Origin of the sequence: Massilia niastensis DSM 21313, assembly GCF_000382345.1 — a bacterium.
Classification (GTDB): domain Bacteria; phylum Pseudomonadota; class Gammaproteobacteria; order Burkholderiales; family Burkholderiaceae_D; genus Telluria; species Telluria niastensis.
The window spans coordinates 1-15,484 of record NZ_KB908166.1 but is presented as its reverse complement, the minus strand read 5'-3'; the positions used below and the strand labels follow the sequence as shown (position 1 = coordinate 15,484).

At 67.7% G+C, this 15,484-nt stretch carries 14 protein-coding genes and 1 riboswitch; of the genes, 9 read left to right on the top strand and 5 right to left on the bottom strand.

The genetic code is table 11. The annotated features are described in order from the left end of the window. Positions 1 to 322 (top strand): choice-of-anchor Q domain-containing protein (locus tag H162_RS34890; protein ID WP_026355205.1); only part of this gene is annotated, 322 nt, incomplete at its 5' end. 144 nt (positions 323 to 466) lie between these two features. Here H162_RS34890 and H162_RS0128205 read toward each other — a convergent pair. Continuing rightward, positions 467 to 3,265, bottom strand: a complete 2,799-nt coding sequence (locus H162_RS0128205; protein WP_020656832.1) for a valine--tRNA ligase — start codon at positions 3,263 to 3,265, stop codon at positions 467 to 469. Between the two features lie 76 nt (positions 3,266 to 3,341). After that, positions 3,342 to 3,448, top strand: a riboswitch (TPP riboswitch). Between the two features lie 83 nt (positions 3,449 to 3,531). Here H162_RS0128205 and thiC point away from each other — a divergent pair. The 6 genes from thiC to H162_RS0128175 are packed head-to-tail and all read left to right on the top strand — an operon-like array spanning position 3,532 to position 8,597. After that, a complete protein-coding gene (gene thiC / locus H162_RS0128200; RefSeq protein WP_020656831.1) occupies positions 3,532 to 5,445 on the top strand; it encodes a phosphomethylpyrimidine synthase ThiC in 1,914 nt (637 codons plus the stop codon). Between the two features lie 2 nt (positions 5,446 to 5,447). Then, entirely contained in the window at positions 5,448 to 5,651 is a 204-nt protein-coding gene (thiS, locus tag H162_RS0128195) for a sulfur carrier protein ThiS (RefSeq protein WP_020656830.1), read from the top strand. Positions 5,652 to 5,664: 13 nt separating this feature from the next. Next, positions 5,665 to 6,480: a thiazole synthase gene (locus H162_RS0128190; RefSeq protein ID WP_020656829.1), complete on the top strand. Its 816-nt coding sequence runs from the start codon at positions 5,665 to 5,667 to the stop codon at positions 6,478 to 6,480. Then, entirely contained in the window at positions 6,477 to 7,220 is a 744-nt protein-coding gene (gene thiD / locus H162_RS0128185) for a bifunctional hydroxymethylpyrimidine kinase/phosphomethylpyrimidine kinase (RefSeq protein WP_020656828.1), read from the top strand. Before H162_RS0128190 ends, thiD begins: the two co-directional genes overlap by 4 nt. 10 nt (positions 7,221 to 7,230) lie before the next feature. Further along, positions 7,231 to 7,845, top strand: coding sequence for a thiamine phosphate synthase (gene thiE / locus H162_RS0128180; protein ID WP_020656827.1), 615 nt, complete (start codon positions 7,231 to 7,233; stop codon positions 7,843 to 7,845). Positions 7,846 to 7,889: 44 nt separating this feature from the next. Next, a complete protein-coding gene (locus H162_RS0128175; RefSeq protein ID WP_020656826.1) occupies positions 7,890 to 8,597 on the top strand; it encodes an ion channel in 708 nt (235 codons plus the stop codon). A 13-nt stretch (positions 8,598 to 8,610) separates the two neighbouring features. On the opposite strand, the gene H162_RS32215 is transcribed toward H162_RS0128175, so the two are convergent. Continuing rightward, positions 8,611 to 9,510, bottom strand: coding sequence for a hypothetical protein (locus H162_RS32215; protein WP_020656825.1), 900 nt, complete (start codon positions 9,508 to 9,510; stop codon positions 8,611 to 8,613). Positions 9,511 to 9,517: 7 nt separating this feature from the next. Then, on the bottom strand, positions 9,518 to 11,233 hold the full coding sequence (locus tag H162_RS0128165; protein WP_020656824.1) for an Hsp70 family protein: 1,716 nt from the start codon (positions 11,231 to 11,233) through the stop codon (positions 9,518 to 9,520). Between the two features lie 161 nt (positions 11,234 to 11,394). Here H162_RS0128165 and H162_RS0128160 point away from each other — a divergent pair, with 161 nt between their 5' ends. Then, positions 11,395 to 11,925, top strand: coding sequence for a GNAT family N-acetyltransferase (locus tag H162_RS0128160; RefSeq protein ID WP_040788447.1), 531 nt, complete (start codon positions 11,395 to 11,397; stop codon positions 11,923 to 11,925). Positions 11,926 to 11,998: 73 nt separating this feature from the next. Here H162_RS0128160 and H162_RS0128155 read toward each other — a convergent pair whose 3' ends face one another. Continuing rightward, positions 11,999 to 12,895, bottom strand: coding sequence for a LysR family transcriptional regulator (locus H162_RS0128155; RefSeq protein WP_020656822.1), 897 nt, complete (start codon positions 12,893 to 12,895; stop codon positions 11,999 to 12,001). 116 nt (positions 12,896 to 13,011) lie between these two features. Between H162_RS0128155 and H162_RS0128150 the strand changes: the two genes are divergently transcribed. Further along, the gene (locus H162_RS0128150; RefSeq protein WP_020656821.1) at positions 13,012 to 13,845 is read left to right on the top strand and encodes an oxidoreductase; all 834 of its coding nucleotides are present in this window, start codon (positions 13,012 to 13,014) and stop codon (positions 13,843 to 13,845) included. 334 nt (positions 13,846 to 14,179) lie between these two features. On the opposite strand, the gene H162_RS32210 is transcribed toward H162_RS0128150, so the two are convergent. Next, the coding region (locus H162_RS32210; protein WP_020656820.1) for a S8 family serine peptidase at positions 14,180 to 15,484 on the bottom strand (1,305 nt) is incomplete at its 5' end.

Here is a 15,484-nt window from a genome sequence, read left to right as displayed (position 1 = left end):
TCACTCGTCGGGCACCTTCGTGGTGGTGAACTCGAAGGTCACCAAGAAGATCACGCTGCAGAACAACATCTTCTCGGGCGGCTCCGGCTCGATCACCAACCAGACCGGCGCGATCCAGAAGACCAACTTCCGCTCGACCGCCGCGGGCTTCGTCAACAAGTCGGCATGGGACCTGCGTCCGACTTCGACCCAGGCCCTGAACACGGGTTCGGCCGTGTCCACCGCCGCGCTGAAGGCTATCGCCAGCTACCAGCACGTGGCCAAGGGCGTCACCCGTCCGGCACTGGGCACCATCGACATCGGCGCCTACGAGGCACAGTAAGCAGTCCTGCGCTGGATATGGCGAGCGGTCGGCCGGTAAGGCGGCCGCCTCATCCAGCCCGGCCGGCATCGACCGCGATGTCCGGCAGGGATAAAAAAAAGCGTCCGGCGCAAGCCGGACGCTTTTTTCATGTGGCCAGCCGGTTCAGGCCGCTGGCAGCTTGGCCAGCTGTTCTTCCATCTTGGCCAGGGTTGCCGAGAAGTTCGCCACGCGTTCCTTCTCCTGCGCGACCACGGCCGCCGGAGCGCGCGCCACGAAGCTCTCGTTCGACAGCTTGCCGTTGGCCTTGGCGATCTCGCCCTGCACGCGCGCGATTTCCTTCGACAGGCGCTCGCGCTCGGCGGCGACGTCGATCTCGACCTTCAGCATCAGCTTGGTGGTGCCGACGATCGACACCGCGGCCGGCGATTCCGGCAGCGCGTCGACGATCTGCACCTCGGACAGCTTGCCCAGCGACTGGATGTACGGGGCGAAGGCCGCCATGCGCGCACGTTCGTCCGCATTGCCCGGCTCGACGATCAGCGGCACGCGCACCGACGGCGACAGCTGCATCTCGCCGCGCAGGTTGCGGGTGGCGTCGGTCAGGGCCTTGAGCTGGTCCATCCAGCCTTCCGCGCCTTCGTCGATGAACGAGGTGTTGGCCAGCGGGTAGGGCTGCAGCATGATCGTGTCGCCGGTCTTGCCGGCCAGCGGCGCGACGCTCTGCCACAGCGCTTCGGTGACGAAGGGGATCACCGGATGCGCCAGGCGCAGGATCACTTCCAGCACGCGCAGCAGGGTGTGGCGGGTGGCGCGCTGCTGCGCCTCCGTGCCCTGCTGGACCTGGACCTTGGCCACTTCGAGGTACCAGTCGCAGTACTCGTCCCAGACGAATTTATAGATGCTGCTGGCGATATTGTCGAATCGGTAATCGGCGAAGCCCTTGGCCACCTCGAGCTCGACGCGGTTCATCAGCGAGATGATCCAGCGGTCGGCCTGCGACAGGTCTTCCTTGTCCGGCTGGCCGCAGTCCTTGCCCTCGGTGTTCATCATCACGAAGCGGGTCGCGTTCCACAGCTTGTTGCAGAAGTTGCGGTAGCCTTCGCAGCGGCCCAGGTCGAAGTTGATGTTGCGGCCCAGCGAAGCGTAGCTCGCCATCGTGAAGCGCACGGCATCGGTGCCGAAGGCCGGGATCCCTTCCGGGAATTCCTTGCGGGTGGCCTTGGCGATTTTCTCGGCGGCGCGCGGGTCCATCAGGCCGGTGGTGCGCTTGGCCACCAGGGTCTCGACGTCGATGCCGTCGATCAGGTCGATCGGGTCGAGGGTGTTGCCCTTGGACTTGGACATCTTCTGGCCCTGCGAGTCGCGCACCAGGCCGTGCACGTACACGGTCTCGAACGGCACCTTGCCGGTGAAGTGGGCGGTCATCATGACCATGCGCGCGACCCAGAAGAAGATGATGTCGAAGCCGGTCACCAGCACCGACGACGGCAGGAACATCTTCATGTCCGGGGTTTCTTCCGGCCAGCCCATGGTCGAGAAGGGCACCAGCGCGGACGAGAACCAGGTGTCGAGCACGTCGTTGTCGCGCTTCAGCTCACCGGTGATGCCGGCGGCCCTGGCCTTGGCCTGGGCTTCTTCCTCGGTGCGGGCGACCACGATGTTGCCGGCCTCGTCGTACCAGGCCGGGATGCGGTGGCCCCACCACAGCTGGCGCGAGATGCACCAGTCCTGGATGTTGCCCAGCCACTGGTTGTAGGTGGTGGTCCAGTTCTCGGGAACGAACCTGATCTGGCCGTTGGCGACTTTCTCGAGCGCGACTTCGGTGATCGACTTGCCCGGGTTGAACGTGCCTTCCGGCGCCGGCTTGCTCATCGCGACGAACCACTGGTCGGTCAGCATCGGCTCGATGACGACGCCGGTGCGGTCGCCGCGCGGCACCATCAGCTTGTGCGGCTTGACCTGTTCCAGCAGGCCTTGCGCCTCGAGGTCGGCGACGATCTGCTTGCGCGCGGCGAAGCGGTCCAGGCCCTGGTACTGGGCGGGCGCGTTCTCGTTGACCTTGGCGTCGAGCGTGAAGATGTTGAGCGGCGCGAGGCCGGCGCGCTGGCCGACCGCGTAGTCGTTGAAGTCGTGCGCCGGCGTGATCTTGACGCAGCCGGTGCCGAAGGCCTTGTCGACGTAGGTGTCGGCGATGACCGGGATCTGGCGGCCGGTGAGCGGCAGCGTGAGCAGCTTGCCGTGCAGGTGGGTATAGCGCTCGTCGGTCGGGTCGACCGCGACGGCGACGTCGCCCAGCATGGTTTCAGGGCGGGTGGTGGCGACCGTCAGGTGGCCGCTGCCGTCGACCAGCGGGTACTGGATGTACCACATCGAGCCGTCTTCTTCCTGCGAGTCCACTTCGAGGTCGGACACGGCGGTGCCCAGCACCGGGTCCCAGTTGACCAGGCGCTTGCCGCGGTAGATCAGGCCCTGCTCGTACAGGCGCACGAAGACTTCGGCCACGGTCTCGGAGCGGGCTTCGTCCATCGTGAAGTACTCGCGCTGCCAGTCGGTGGAGGCGCCCAGGCGGCGCATCTGGCCGGTGATGGTGTTGCCCGACTGTTCCTTCCACTCCCAGACTTTCTTGACGAATTCTTCGCGGCCGAGGTCGTGGCGCGAGATCTTCCGGGCGTCGAGCTGGCGCTCGACCACGATCTGGGTCGCGATGCCGGCGTGGTCGGTGCCCGGGATCCAGGCGGTGTTATAGCCGCGCATGCGGTAGTAGCGGGTCAGGCCGTCCATGACGGTCTGGTTGAACGCGTGGCCCATGTGCAGGGTGCCGGTCACGTTCGGCGGCGGCAGCTGGATGCTGAACGACGGCTTGCCCTCGTCCATGGTGGCGGCGAAGTAACCGCGCTTTTCCCACTCGGCACGCCAGTGTTGTTCAATGTCGGCTGGTTCGAAAGACTTGGCTAATTCCATGATGTGGTTGGTGTGAATTTGCGAAAACAACCATTATAGAGTAGATGGCGGTATAATTCGGCCGCTGCCGCAAGGCGGCACACGCTAGGGGTCCTGCGCGTCGCATCAATGACACGCGGGTGAGAAATACCCTCCGAACCTGATCTGGATAATGCCAGCGAAGGGAAGCAGTCGGATAAAGCAGCGGGCGCACGCCTTCGTACCTCCTTGCGCCTGCCTCGCCGCACCCGGACACTCCTTTGCTGGCTCCGAAGCAAAGGAGCCACATGAACGCACCACTGAAATTCGATTCCGCCACCGCCCAGGTGGACCAGGCGGCGATCGCGCCGTTTCCCAATTCCCGCAAGGTCTACATCGAAGGCAGCCGCCCGGATATCCGCGTGCCGATGCGCGAAATCGCCCAGTCGCCCACGCCGGCCAGCTTCGGCGGCGAAACCAATCCGCCGCTGTTCGTCTACGACACTTCCGGCCCGTACACCGACCCGGCGGCGGCCATCGACGTGCGCTGCGGCCTGGACACGCCGCGCCTGCCGTGGATCCTGGAACGCGGCGACACCGAGGAGCTGGCCGGACCGAGCTCGCGCTATGGCCAGGCGCGCCTGAGCGACCCGGGCCTGGAGGCGCTGCGCTTCCAGCTCCGGCGCACCCCGCGCCGCGCCCGCGAAGGCAGGAACGTCACCCAGATGCACTACGCGAGGCAGGGCATCGTCACGCCCGAGATGGAATACGTGGCGCTGCGCGAGAACATGCGCCGCAAGGAGTACATCGCATCCCTGCACGCCTCCGGCCCGATGGGCAAGCGGGTCGCCGAACTGCTCGGCCGCCAGCATCCGGGCCAGTCCTTCGGCGCCAGCATCCCGGCCGAGATCACGCCGGAATTCGTGCGCGACGAGGTGGCGCGCGGGCGCGCCATCATCCCGGCCAACATCAACCACCCGGAAATCGAGCCGATGATCATCGGCCGCAACTTCCTGGTGAAGATCAATGCGAATATCGGCAACTCGGCCGTGACCTCCTCGATCGGCGAGGAAGTCGAGAAGATGACCTGGGCGATCCGCTGGGGCGCCGACAACGTGATGGACCTGTCGACCGGCAAGCACATCCACGAGACGCGCGAATGGATCATCCGTAACAGCCCGGTGCCGATCGGGACCGTGCCGATCTACCAGGCGCTGGAAAAGGTGAACGGCAAGGCCGAGGACCTGAGCTGGGAAATCTACCGCGACACCCTGATCGAGCAGGCGGAGCAGGGCGTCGACTACTTCACCATCCATGCCGGCGTGCGCCTGGCCTACGTGCCGATGACGGCGAAGCGCCTGACCGGCATCGTCTCGCGCGGCGGCTCGATCATGGCCAAGTGGTGCCTGGCGCACCACCGCGAATCCTTCCTGTATACGCATTTCGAAGAGATCTGCGCCATCATGAAGGCCTACGACGTGTCCTTCAGCCTGGGCGACGGCCTGCGTCCGGGCTCGATCTACGACGCCAACGACGAGGCCCAGCTGGCCGAGCTGAAGACCCTGGGCGAGCTGACCCAGGTCGCGTGGAAGCACGACGTGCAGACCATGATCGAAGGCCCCGGCCACGTGCCGCTGCACCTGATCAAGGAAAACATGGACCTGCAGCTGGAGCAGTGCGGCGAAGCGCCGTTCTACACCCTGGGACCGCTGACCACCGACATCGCGCCCGGCTACGACCACATCACCTCGGGCATCGGCGCCGCCACCATCGGCTGGTACGGCACCGCCATGCTGTGCTACGTCACGCCCAAGGAACACCTCGGCCTGCCGGACAAGCAAGACGTCAAGGACGGCATCATCACCTACAAGATCGCGGCCCACGCGGCCGACCTGGCCAAGGGCCATCCGGGCGCCCAGCTGCGCGACAACGCGCTGTCCAAGGCGCGCTTCGAATTCCGCTGGGAAGACCAGTTCAACCTCGGGCTCGATCCCGACAAGGCGCGCGAATTCCACGACGAGACCCTGCCCAAGGACTCGGCCAAGGTCGCGCACTTCTGCTCGATGTGCGGACCGCACTTCTGCTCGATGAAGATCACCCAGGAGGTGCGCGAATACGCGGCCGCCAGCGGCGTGGCGGCCCAGGACGCGCTGGCCCAGGGCATGCAGGAAAAGGCGATCGAATTCGTGCGCGGCGGCGCGCAGCTGTACCGCGAGGTGTAGCGATGGCGGCGATCGAATTGAACGGCGCGCCCTACTGCGCGCCGGAAGGGGATTCGCTGCAGGCGCTGGTGGAGAGGCTGGGCCTGGCGGGCCAGGGCATCGCGCTGGCGGTGAATCGCGAGGTGGTGCCGCGCCAGCAGTGGGGGCAGCGGCGCCTGCGGGAGCAGGACCGGGTGGACATCGTGCGCGCCATCGGCGGCGGCTGACGAGGAGACAGGAATGAATGAAGTAACTAGCGTAAATGACGTCATCGAAGGCGATTGCCTCACCATCGCGGGCCGCCGCTACGGCTCGCGCCTGCTGGTCGGCAGCGGCAAGTACCGCGACCTGGCTGAAACCCGCGCGGCGACCCTGGCCGCCGGCGCCGAGATCGTCACGGTGGCGATCCGCCGCGTGAACATCGGCCAGGACCCGAACGCGCCCAGCCTGCTCGGCGTGCTGCCGCCGTCCGAATTCACCATCCTGCCGAATACGGCGGGCTGCTTCAACGCGAAGGATGCGGTCTACACGCTGCAGATGGCGCGCGAGCTGCTGGGCGGGCACAAGCTGGTCAAGCTGGAGGTGCTGGGCGACGAGAAGACGCTGTTCCCGCACATGCCGGAAACCCTCGAGGCGGCGGAAACCCTGGTGCGGGATGGCTTCGACGTGATGGTGTACTGCAGCGACGATCCGATCCAGGCGCGCATCCTGCAGGAGATCGGCTGCGTGGCGGTGATGCCGCTGGCCTCGCTGATCGGCTCGGGCATGGGCATCCTGAACCCATGGAACCTGTCCCTGATTATCGAGCAGGCCACGGTGCCGGTGCTGGTCGACGCCGGCGTCGGCACCGCGTCGGACGCGGCGATCGCGATGGAACTGGGTTGCGACGGCGTCCTGATGAACACCGCCATCGCGGCCGCGCGCGATCCGGTGCGCATGGCGCGCGCCATGAAGCATGCCGTACTGGCCGGGCGCAATGCCTTCCTGGCCGGCCGCATGCCGAAGCGCTTCGCGGCCTCGCCCTCGTCCCCGGTCGAAGGACGGATCACGGGATGACGGCCAGCGTGCTGGTGTTCGCCGGGCTCGATCCCGGCGGCGGCGCCGGCCTGGCGGCCGACATCCTGGCGATCGCGGCCCTGGGCGCCCATGCGCTCCCGGTCGCGACCGCGCTGACGGTGCAGGACAACAACCGCGTGTTCGAGGTCCTGCCCGTGGACAGCGGCCTCGTGGCGCGCCAGGCCGAGGCGCTGCTGGCGTCCTGCGCGATCGGCGCCGTCAAGATCGGCATCCCCGGCAACGCGGCCAACGCGGCGGCGATCGCCGGCGTGGTGCACCGGCTGCGCGAACGCCATCCGGCGCTGCCGGTGGTGCTCGACCCGGTGCTGGCCAGCGGCCATGGCGATCCGCTGGGGCAGGGCGATGCGGCGCGCTGCCTGCGCGAACTGCTGGCGCTGGCGACGATCGCGACGCCGAACGGGCTCGAAGCCGCGGCGCTCGGCAGGCTGCCGTGCGAGCATGTACTGGTCACCGGCGGCCACGAGGACGGCCACCTGGTGGTCAACCGCTGGCGGAACAAAGGCCTCGATGTACGCAGCTGGGGCTGGCCGCGCCTGCCGCACGCCTACCACGGCAGCGGCTGCACCCTGGCGGCCGCCATCGCCGCCCGGCTGGCGCTGGGCGACGACATGGGCGCCGCGCTCGAACGCGCCCAGGCCTACACCTACCGCACGCTGGCGCAGGCATTCCCGATCGCGCCGGGACAGCGTATCCCGCGCCGCATCCTCCAACCCCACTGAAAGGACAAACATGCGAGGCCTCTATCTGGTCACCCCCAACTGGGACGACACCGAACGCCTGCTCGCCGTGACCGATACCGCGCTGGCGGCCGGCGCGGCGCTGGTGCAATACCGCCACAAGGACGCCAGCCCGGCGCTGCGCGCGGAGCAGGCGGCGGCGCTGCTGGCGCTGTGCCGCCGCCACGGCCGGCCGCTGGTCATCAACGACCACCTCGACCTGTGCCGCGACCTCGACGCCGACGGCGTCCACCTCGGGTACACCGACGCCGGCATCGCACAGGCGCGCGCGCTGCTGGGCAAGGACCGGATCGTCGGCGCCTCCTGCTATGGCGAGCTGGCGCTGGCGCGGGCGGCGCAGGAGGCCGGGGCCAGCTACGTGGCCTTCGGCGGCTTCTATCCTTCCCCCGTGAAGAAGTACAGCTTCGTCACGCCGCCCGCGCTGCTCGACGGGGTGCGTCCCGCGCTCACCCTGCCGGTCGTCGTCATCGGCGGCATGACCCCGGAAAACGCCGCGCCGCTGGTGGCGCGCGGCGCCGACATGGTGGCGGCGATTACCAGCGTGTACGGCAGCGAAGACCCCGCCGGGGCCGCGCACGCGTTCGGGGAGCTGTTCAGCCCGCGATGAACCTACAATAGCGGCATCCAGACTCCCGACGACGAACCATGCGAATGCTGCGACTGTTCATCCACACGCGACGCCACCCGTCCGCCATCCTGCTGCTGGTGCAGCTGCTGGCCATGCTGGCGTATCCGTTCATCGAGGACACGCCGGCCGGACAGACCGCGTTCAACGTCTTCGGCATCGTGGTGCTGGCTTTCACGATCCGCATGGTCAAGCGCACGCCGGGCGAGGTGCGCGTGAGCGTCGCGCTGGCGATCCCGATCATCATCCTGCTGCTGATGCAGATCGTATTGGGGAGGCGCGACCTGCTGCCCTGGTCGTCCGGGCTGGAAGCGCTGTTCTACTTCTATGCGGCGCTCAGCCTGATCGCCTACATGATGGACGACCAGCGCGCCACCGTCGACGAGTTCTACGCGGCCGGCGCCACCTTCACCCTGCTGGCCTGGGGCTTCACCCACCTGTACGTGCTGCTGCAGGAACTGCAGCCCGGCACCTTCGCGGCGGCGGTCAACGCTTCCGCGCCGCGCACCTGGACCGAGCTGAATTACCTGAGCTTCGCCCTGCTGTCGAGCACGGGCATCGGCGACGTGATTCCGCTGACGGTGCGCGCGCGGGCGCTGGCCAGCGTCGAGATGCTGGTCGGGCTGATGTACCTGGCGGCGGTGGTGGCGCGGCTGATCGGCTTCAGCACCCAGGGCAAGCTGCCGGCGCGGCGCGGATCCCGGCCCGCAGGCGATAGCTGGGAACGGGATTGAGCGCCGGCCCGCTTCAGGCGCCGGGCCCGGCCCCGGGCTGGGAACCCGACGAACATCCCAGTCCGATCCTGCGCCGCGGCGCCCCGGACGGGTCCTCGATGTCGGCGGCCTTGCCGCTGCGGGCCGCGGGCAAGGCCTGCCAGGCCGTGTACCAGGTGTCGATCGTGTCCGGGTGGGCGGTCACGCTCATCAGGGCAGGGAAGTGTTCCAGCGCCCGTTCGAGGTCGGGCATCAGTGCGGGCAGCAGCTCCGGTGGCGGGACGATGTCCTCGCGCAGCTTCCCGATGAGAGCGGCCATGGCGGCGCGTACGGGTTCGGGCTGTCGCTCGAACAGGGCCTGTTCGTCGATCGCCTGGTTGAGCACGTCGCCCGGGTAGCCGAAGCGCTCCAGGGCGCGCCGGTTGTCCGCCCAGCCGAAGAGTTCCGTCGCAGCCGCCAGCAAGGCCTCATGGCCGGGATGCCAGCCCCTGGCGAGCACCAGCACGATGCGCTGCTCGAAGTACATGCGCGCATCGAGGCCGAGCAGCCGCTCGTCGTCGAGCGCGCCGCACAGCATCGCGTTCCAGGCATCCCTGTCGTGCAGGCGGCTGGTACGGGCGAGTGCATCGGCCTGCCCGGCGAACAGCTCGAAGACGGCGCCCGCCAGCTCGTCCTCGTCCGGCGGCGCGGCGGGTGGATCAGGGGGCGCCTCGAGGGCCGCCTCAGGGGGCGCGTCGGGCGCGCCGCCTTGCTGCGTCTTCCACTCCACCCAGTCGAGCGCGATTTCGTAGGCGCGGCGCAGCGCCTGGAAGCCTTCGGGATCGGCCTGCTGGTCGATCCGCTTGAGCTTGAGCGCGTAGGCCCGGCGGACGTCGCGGGCATCCGCGTCCCCACTCAGTTCGAGTTGGGCGAGGAAATCCAGGCTGGCGTCCATGGCGTCTTCAGTCGTCGTCGGGCAGCAGGAAATTCTGGTGCTCGAAATAGTCGAGCACATCGCGGAAGTGCGCGGCGGCGGGCGCGATGATGCGCCGCTCCTGGGTCTCGAGCGCCGACTCGAACTGCAGGATCTGCGCGCCCATCTGCTCGCGCGCCACCCCGCGCAGCTGCTGGTACAGGCGCTCCCCGCGCGCCAGCAGGGTGCGGTTTTCGAGGTGTTCGCGCGGATGGATCTTCAGCGCCGACAGCGCGGCGAAGCACTCCCGGATCTCTTCCTCCGTCAGCAGGCCCGGATTGCCCTCGATCACGAGCGAGAACACCTCGCCGGTGCGGACGAGGGTCGCCTCCACCTGCAGCAGGCCGTTGACGTCGTAGGTGAAGCGCACGTCCACGCCGTTGTCGTCGCGGGGCGCGGACGGCAGGGCGATCTTCAGCTGGCCCAGCCTGATGTTGTCCTCGGCCATCCGCGCCTCGCCCTGGAAGATGTTCAGGTCGACCCCGGTCTGCTTGTCCTGGAGCGGGTAATAGCGTTTCACCCGGCTCACCGGGATCACGGTATTGCGCTCGATGATGGGATCGAAATGGCCGTGCGAGTAGTTGTCGCCGTCGAGGTGGATGGTGGTGTCGACGCCGAGCGAGTAGGGTGCGACGTCGGTCATCACGACTTCGTCGAGGGCGGCGTCGTGCATCTTCAGCCCGGCCTGCACCGCCGCGCCCAGCGCGACCACCTCGTCCGGGTTGATCTCGCAGGCGGGAAAGCGCCCGAACATGCGCGCGGCCATGCGCCGCACCGCCGGCATGCGGGTGGCGCCGCCGGCCAGCACGATGTTGTCCAGCTCCGCGATCGGCAGGCGCGCATCGCGCAGGGCGCGCTCGACCGGACTGCGCAGCCGCGCCAGCAGCAGCGCGCAATGCTGCTCGAAGTCCGCCTGGTCCAGCTCCATCGTGTAGTCGAGCGCGCCGTCGTCGACCCGGATGGTGACGCACGGCGAAGTGCTGAGCATGCGCTTTCCCGCCTCCACCCGGGCGCGCAGGCGCTGCATGAAGTGCGCGTCGCCGCGCAGCCGGTCCGGCACGCGGGCGATCTCGAAGAAGCGCTCCACCAGCGTGGTGACGAAATCCTCGCCGCCCAGCTGGTTGTCGCCGGCCGAGGCGCGCACTTCCATCACGTTCTCGAACAGGTCGAGGACCGAGACGTCGAAGGTGCCGCCGCCGAGGTCGAACACGAGGAACCTGGTTTCATCGCCGCGCAGGTGGATGCCGTAGGCGAGGGCGGCGGCGGTCGGTTCGTTGAGCAGGCGGTCGACCTTCAGCCCGGCCAGTTCGCCGGCGGTGCGCGTGGCCTTGCGCTGGGCATCGGAGAAATAGGCCGGCACCGTGATCACGGCCTCGCGGACCGGCTGGCCCAGCGCCGCTTCGGCGTCTTCCTTCAGCGAGCGCAGCACCAGGGCGGACAGCTCCTCGGGACGGAAGGCGCGCTGGCCGAGATGGAGCGTCTTGTCGCTGCCCATCAGGCGCTTGAAGCTGGCGGCGCTGGCATGCGGGTGGGTCTGCAGGCGTTCGCTGGCGGCGCGCCCCACCAGGATCGAGCCGTCGCCGTCGACGCTGACGCAGGACGGCGTCAGGACTTCGCCGAGACTGTTAGGCACCAGCCTGGCCGCGCCGTTCTCCCAGATCGCGATCAGGCTGTTGGTCGTCCCCAGGTCGATCCCGACGATCATCGCATCCCCACGGAATATAATTAAGATTAATACAACAATCATATCCCAGCTTTGCTAGCCTAGATGGCAATGTTTTATCCGCATCTCATAAATATCCTCCGCCGCCGCCAAAGCGGTCGTGCTTCAGTACAATGAATATTTCAACAATGCAGGAAAACGCCATGCCTCCCTCGCCAGCCCCGCTCGTGATTCGCCGTTTCGTGCCGCACGAATGGCCCGCCTACCGTGAGATCCGCCTACGCTCGCTGGCCGATTCTCCCGACGCCTTCGGCAGCACGCTGGCGGCGGAACAGGCCTATGGCCCGGATACCTGGGAGCGGCGGCTGGCGAAGGCGGAGGTATCGGGCATCGACTGTCCGCTCGCGGCGGAGCTGGACGGCAGGCTGGTCGGGCTGATCTGGGCCAAGGTCGACGCCGGGGACGCTTCCCTGGTCAACCTGTTTCAGATGTGGGTCGCGCCCGAGGCGCGCGGCCGCGGCGTGGCCGCCGCACTGCTGCACGCAGCGCTGCAGTGGGCCAGGGAACGGGATGCCCGCGCCGTGCGGCTCGGTGTGAACTGCGCCAACGGGGCGGCGCTGCGCCTGTATGCGCGCGCCGGTTTTCTCGACACGGGCGTCCGCGAACCCATGCGGCCGGATTCGGGGCTGGTCGAGCAGACCATGCTGCTCGCGCTGAAGCCTGCTGTCGCGTGAGCTCGGCCAGGCCGAAGACGGGCTGGAAGCCCGGTCCGGCCGGTAAGACAGGGCATGTCCGCAGGCCTGCTCCTCAGGCCTGCCGTTCTTCGCGGATGAAATCGACGAAGGCCTTGAGTGTGGCCGGCATCTGGCGCCGGCTGGGGTAATACAGGTGCATGCCCGGATAGGACGGGCACCAGTCGGCCAGCAGCTGCACCAGGCGGCCGGCGGCCAGGTGCTCGGCGACCTGCATCTCGAACACGTAGGCCAGTCCCGCGCCGGCCAGCGCCGCGTCCACCATCAGGCCGACGTCGCCGAGCATGAGCGGGCCGTCGATCTCGGTCTCCACTTCGACGCCCGCGCGCTCGAACTCCCAGCGGTACAGGGCGCCGCTGGGGAAACGGTGGCGGATGCAGGGCAGGGTGGTCAGGTCCTGGGGACTGCGCGGCGCGGGGATGCGCGCCAGCAGCTCCGGACTGGCGACCACGATCGAGCGCATCGGCGGGCCGACCGGCACCGCGACCATGTCGGCTTCCAGGCGCTCCCCCAGGCGCACGCCGGCATCGAAGCCGCCGGCGACGATGTCGACCAGGGCGTCGTTGTCGTCGATCTCGACCCGCATTTCGGGATAGGCGCGCAGGAAGCGGGCCACCACCGGCAGCAGCACCATGCGCGCCGCGATGCGGCCCGCGCTCAGGCGCAGCAGGCCGCTCGGCTTGCCGCGGAAGCTGTTCAGGTCCTCGAGCGCATCGGCGATGTCCTGGAAGGCCGGCGCCAGGCGCGCATACAGCCGCTCGCCGGCGGCGGTCAGCGCGACGCTGCGGGTGGTGCGGTTGAACAGGCGCAGCCCCAGCCTTTCCTCCAGGGTGCGCAGCGCATGGCTCAGCGCCGACGGCGACACGTTCATCTCCACCGCCGCGCGGGTGAAGCTGCGGTGGCGCGCGATGCACAGGAACAGATTGAGGTCGACCGGGGAGATGTCTTTCATTGCTGAAATCCGTTCACAAACCCATTGAGAATTCTGCGGATTATCACACGAGTCCTTCGCCGATAAAGTGTGCACCAGATGCTTAGCCATCGCCACCCACTAAATAGGAGAAAGTCATGCGTACCTGGTTCATTACTGGCGCCGCCCGCGGTTTTGGTGCACTGCTCGTCAAGGAAGCGCTGCAAGCTGGCGACGCCGTCATCGCGACCGCCCGCAATCCGCAGCAGGTCATCGACCAGCACGGCGAGCACCCGAACCTGCTGCCGCTGCCGCTGGACGTCACCGACGCGCAGCAGGCGCATGCCGCCGCGGACGAAGGCGTGCGCCGCTTCGGCCGGATCGATATCCTGATCAACAATGCCGGTTTCGGCCTGCTGGGCGCGGTCGAGGAATCCAGCCCGGAAGACGTCGAGCAGGTGTTCGCGACCAATGTATTCGGCATGCTGAACGTCACCCGCGCCGTGCTGCCGCACATGCGGCGCCAGCGCGCAGGGCATGTCATCAATATCTCGTCGCTGGGCGGCTACCAGGCCTATTACGGCTGGGGCGTCTACGGCGCCACCAAGTTCGCGGTGGAAGGCCTGACCGAAGCGCTGGCGCAGGAACTCGAGCCGCTGGGCGTACGCGTCACCGTGGTCGAGCCGGGCTTCTTCCGCACCGACTTCCTCGACAGCAGCTCGCTGCGCAAGACGGCGGTCGAGATCGGGGACTACGACGCCACCGTCGGTGCGATGCGCCGCTTCGCCGGCGACGCCAACCACCAGCAGCCGGGCGACCCCGCCAGGCTGGCCCAGGCCTTCCTGCAACTGGTGAACGCCGAGCAGCCGCCGCTGCGCCTGCCGCTGGGCAGCGACGCGGTGGCGCGGATCGAGGGCAAGCACCGCTTCGTCGCGGAAGAGCTGGAACGCTGGCGCGCGCTGTCGCTGTCGACCGATTTCGCCGGCGCCTGATCCTGCGGGAGAGGTAAAAAAAAGAGGTCGCCGCAGCGACCTCTTTTCACGGCAGGAGCATTCAGGGTCAGGTCTGTCATTCGGACATGGACGCACATGCTTTGCGAAATCTCAGAACGGTTTTAAGTATGTCGAGGCTTTTTTCATCTTTCCGACATGGTCCGTGCTGCGCGGTTTGCGGTGACCAATGGGAGCCGAGTATTGACGAGTTTGGGATAAGCACACCAGCATTTTGAGATAGAACAAAGGTGCTCGGTCAGTGTCCGAATGACAGACCTGACCCTGAATAAAAAAGAGGTCGCCGCGGCGACCTCTTTTCACGGCAGGAAAGGGATTACTTGCCGCAGCCGAGCGACTTGATGCGGTCGTAGGCGGCCTTGGCCTGCACCAGGCCGTAGCCGTACCTGGTGTCGCGGCCGGCCGTGCCCAGGTCGAGCGCACTGTTGTTCAGCGAGGTGCGCAGCTGGGTCGCGGTACAGGTCGGGTAGTGGCTCCATACCAGCGCCGCCACGGCCGACACGTGCGGCGTCGCCATCGAGGTGCCGTCATAGTAGGCATAGCTGGTGGCCTTCACCGCCACCGTCGCGCTCTGGCCGAGCTGGGTGCGGAGCTGGGCGCCTTCGGTGTCCGACGCCGTCACCGACGGGATGGTGGTGGCCACGCCGTTCAGCGTTCCGCCGAAGCCGCCGGCGACGTTGTTGTACACCACCGCGCCCACGCCGCCGCTGTTCTGGCAGTTCAGGACCTTGGCCGAGAAGTCGATGCTGCCGCGCTGGATCAGGCAGACCTTGCCGGCGACGGCGCTGTTGGTGGTGTCGCCGATGCCGAAGTCGGCCAGCGGCGCGGTCGCGCTGCCGACCGGCGAGCCGTCCATCGTGCCCGGCGCGTAGGTGCTCGTGCCCACGGTCAGGGCGGATTCGGTGCCGCCGCCGGTCGGCACGGTCGACAGCACGCCGACGCCCGGTCCCGACAGCTCGACCTTGTTGTTGTATTGCGAGAAGGTGGCCCACTGCTTGTTCTCGTCCAGCGCGCCGACCGACATCACGCTGGTGTATCCGGCCGGGTAGGAGACCACGGTATTGCCGTCGTTGCCGGCGGCGGCGACGTTCAGCACGCCCTTCTTGTACAGCGCATCGAAGGCCTTCTGCTCGGTGATGCTCTTGCGGGCGCCGCCCAGCGACATGCTGATCACGTTCGCGCCCGCCGCGCCGCACTTGTTGGCGGCCGAGGTCAGGGTCGAGGAATAGGCCCAGCCGTCCTTGCCGAACACCTTCACGATGTGCAGCTTGAGCTGCTTGTTCGGGTTGACGCCGACCACGCCGACGCCGCTGTTGTTGATCGCGGCGATGGTGCCCGCCACGTGGGTGCCGTGGTGGTTCTCGTCGGTGTACCACCAGCCGGTGCCGGCGTCGTATTCGCCGGTCACGCTGTTGGCGGACAGGTCTTCATGGTTGCGGTCGTAGCCCGAGTCGATGATGCAGACCTTGCGGTTGCCGGCGCCGGCATCCGACAGCTGGTCGGCCTGGACCAGCTTGATGCCGTACGGGACCAGCTGGCCGCTGGCGTAGGGCGTGCCGGTCGACGGGGAGGTCAGCGCGAAGGGACGGCGCACCACGTCCTCTTCGATGTATTCCACGTT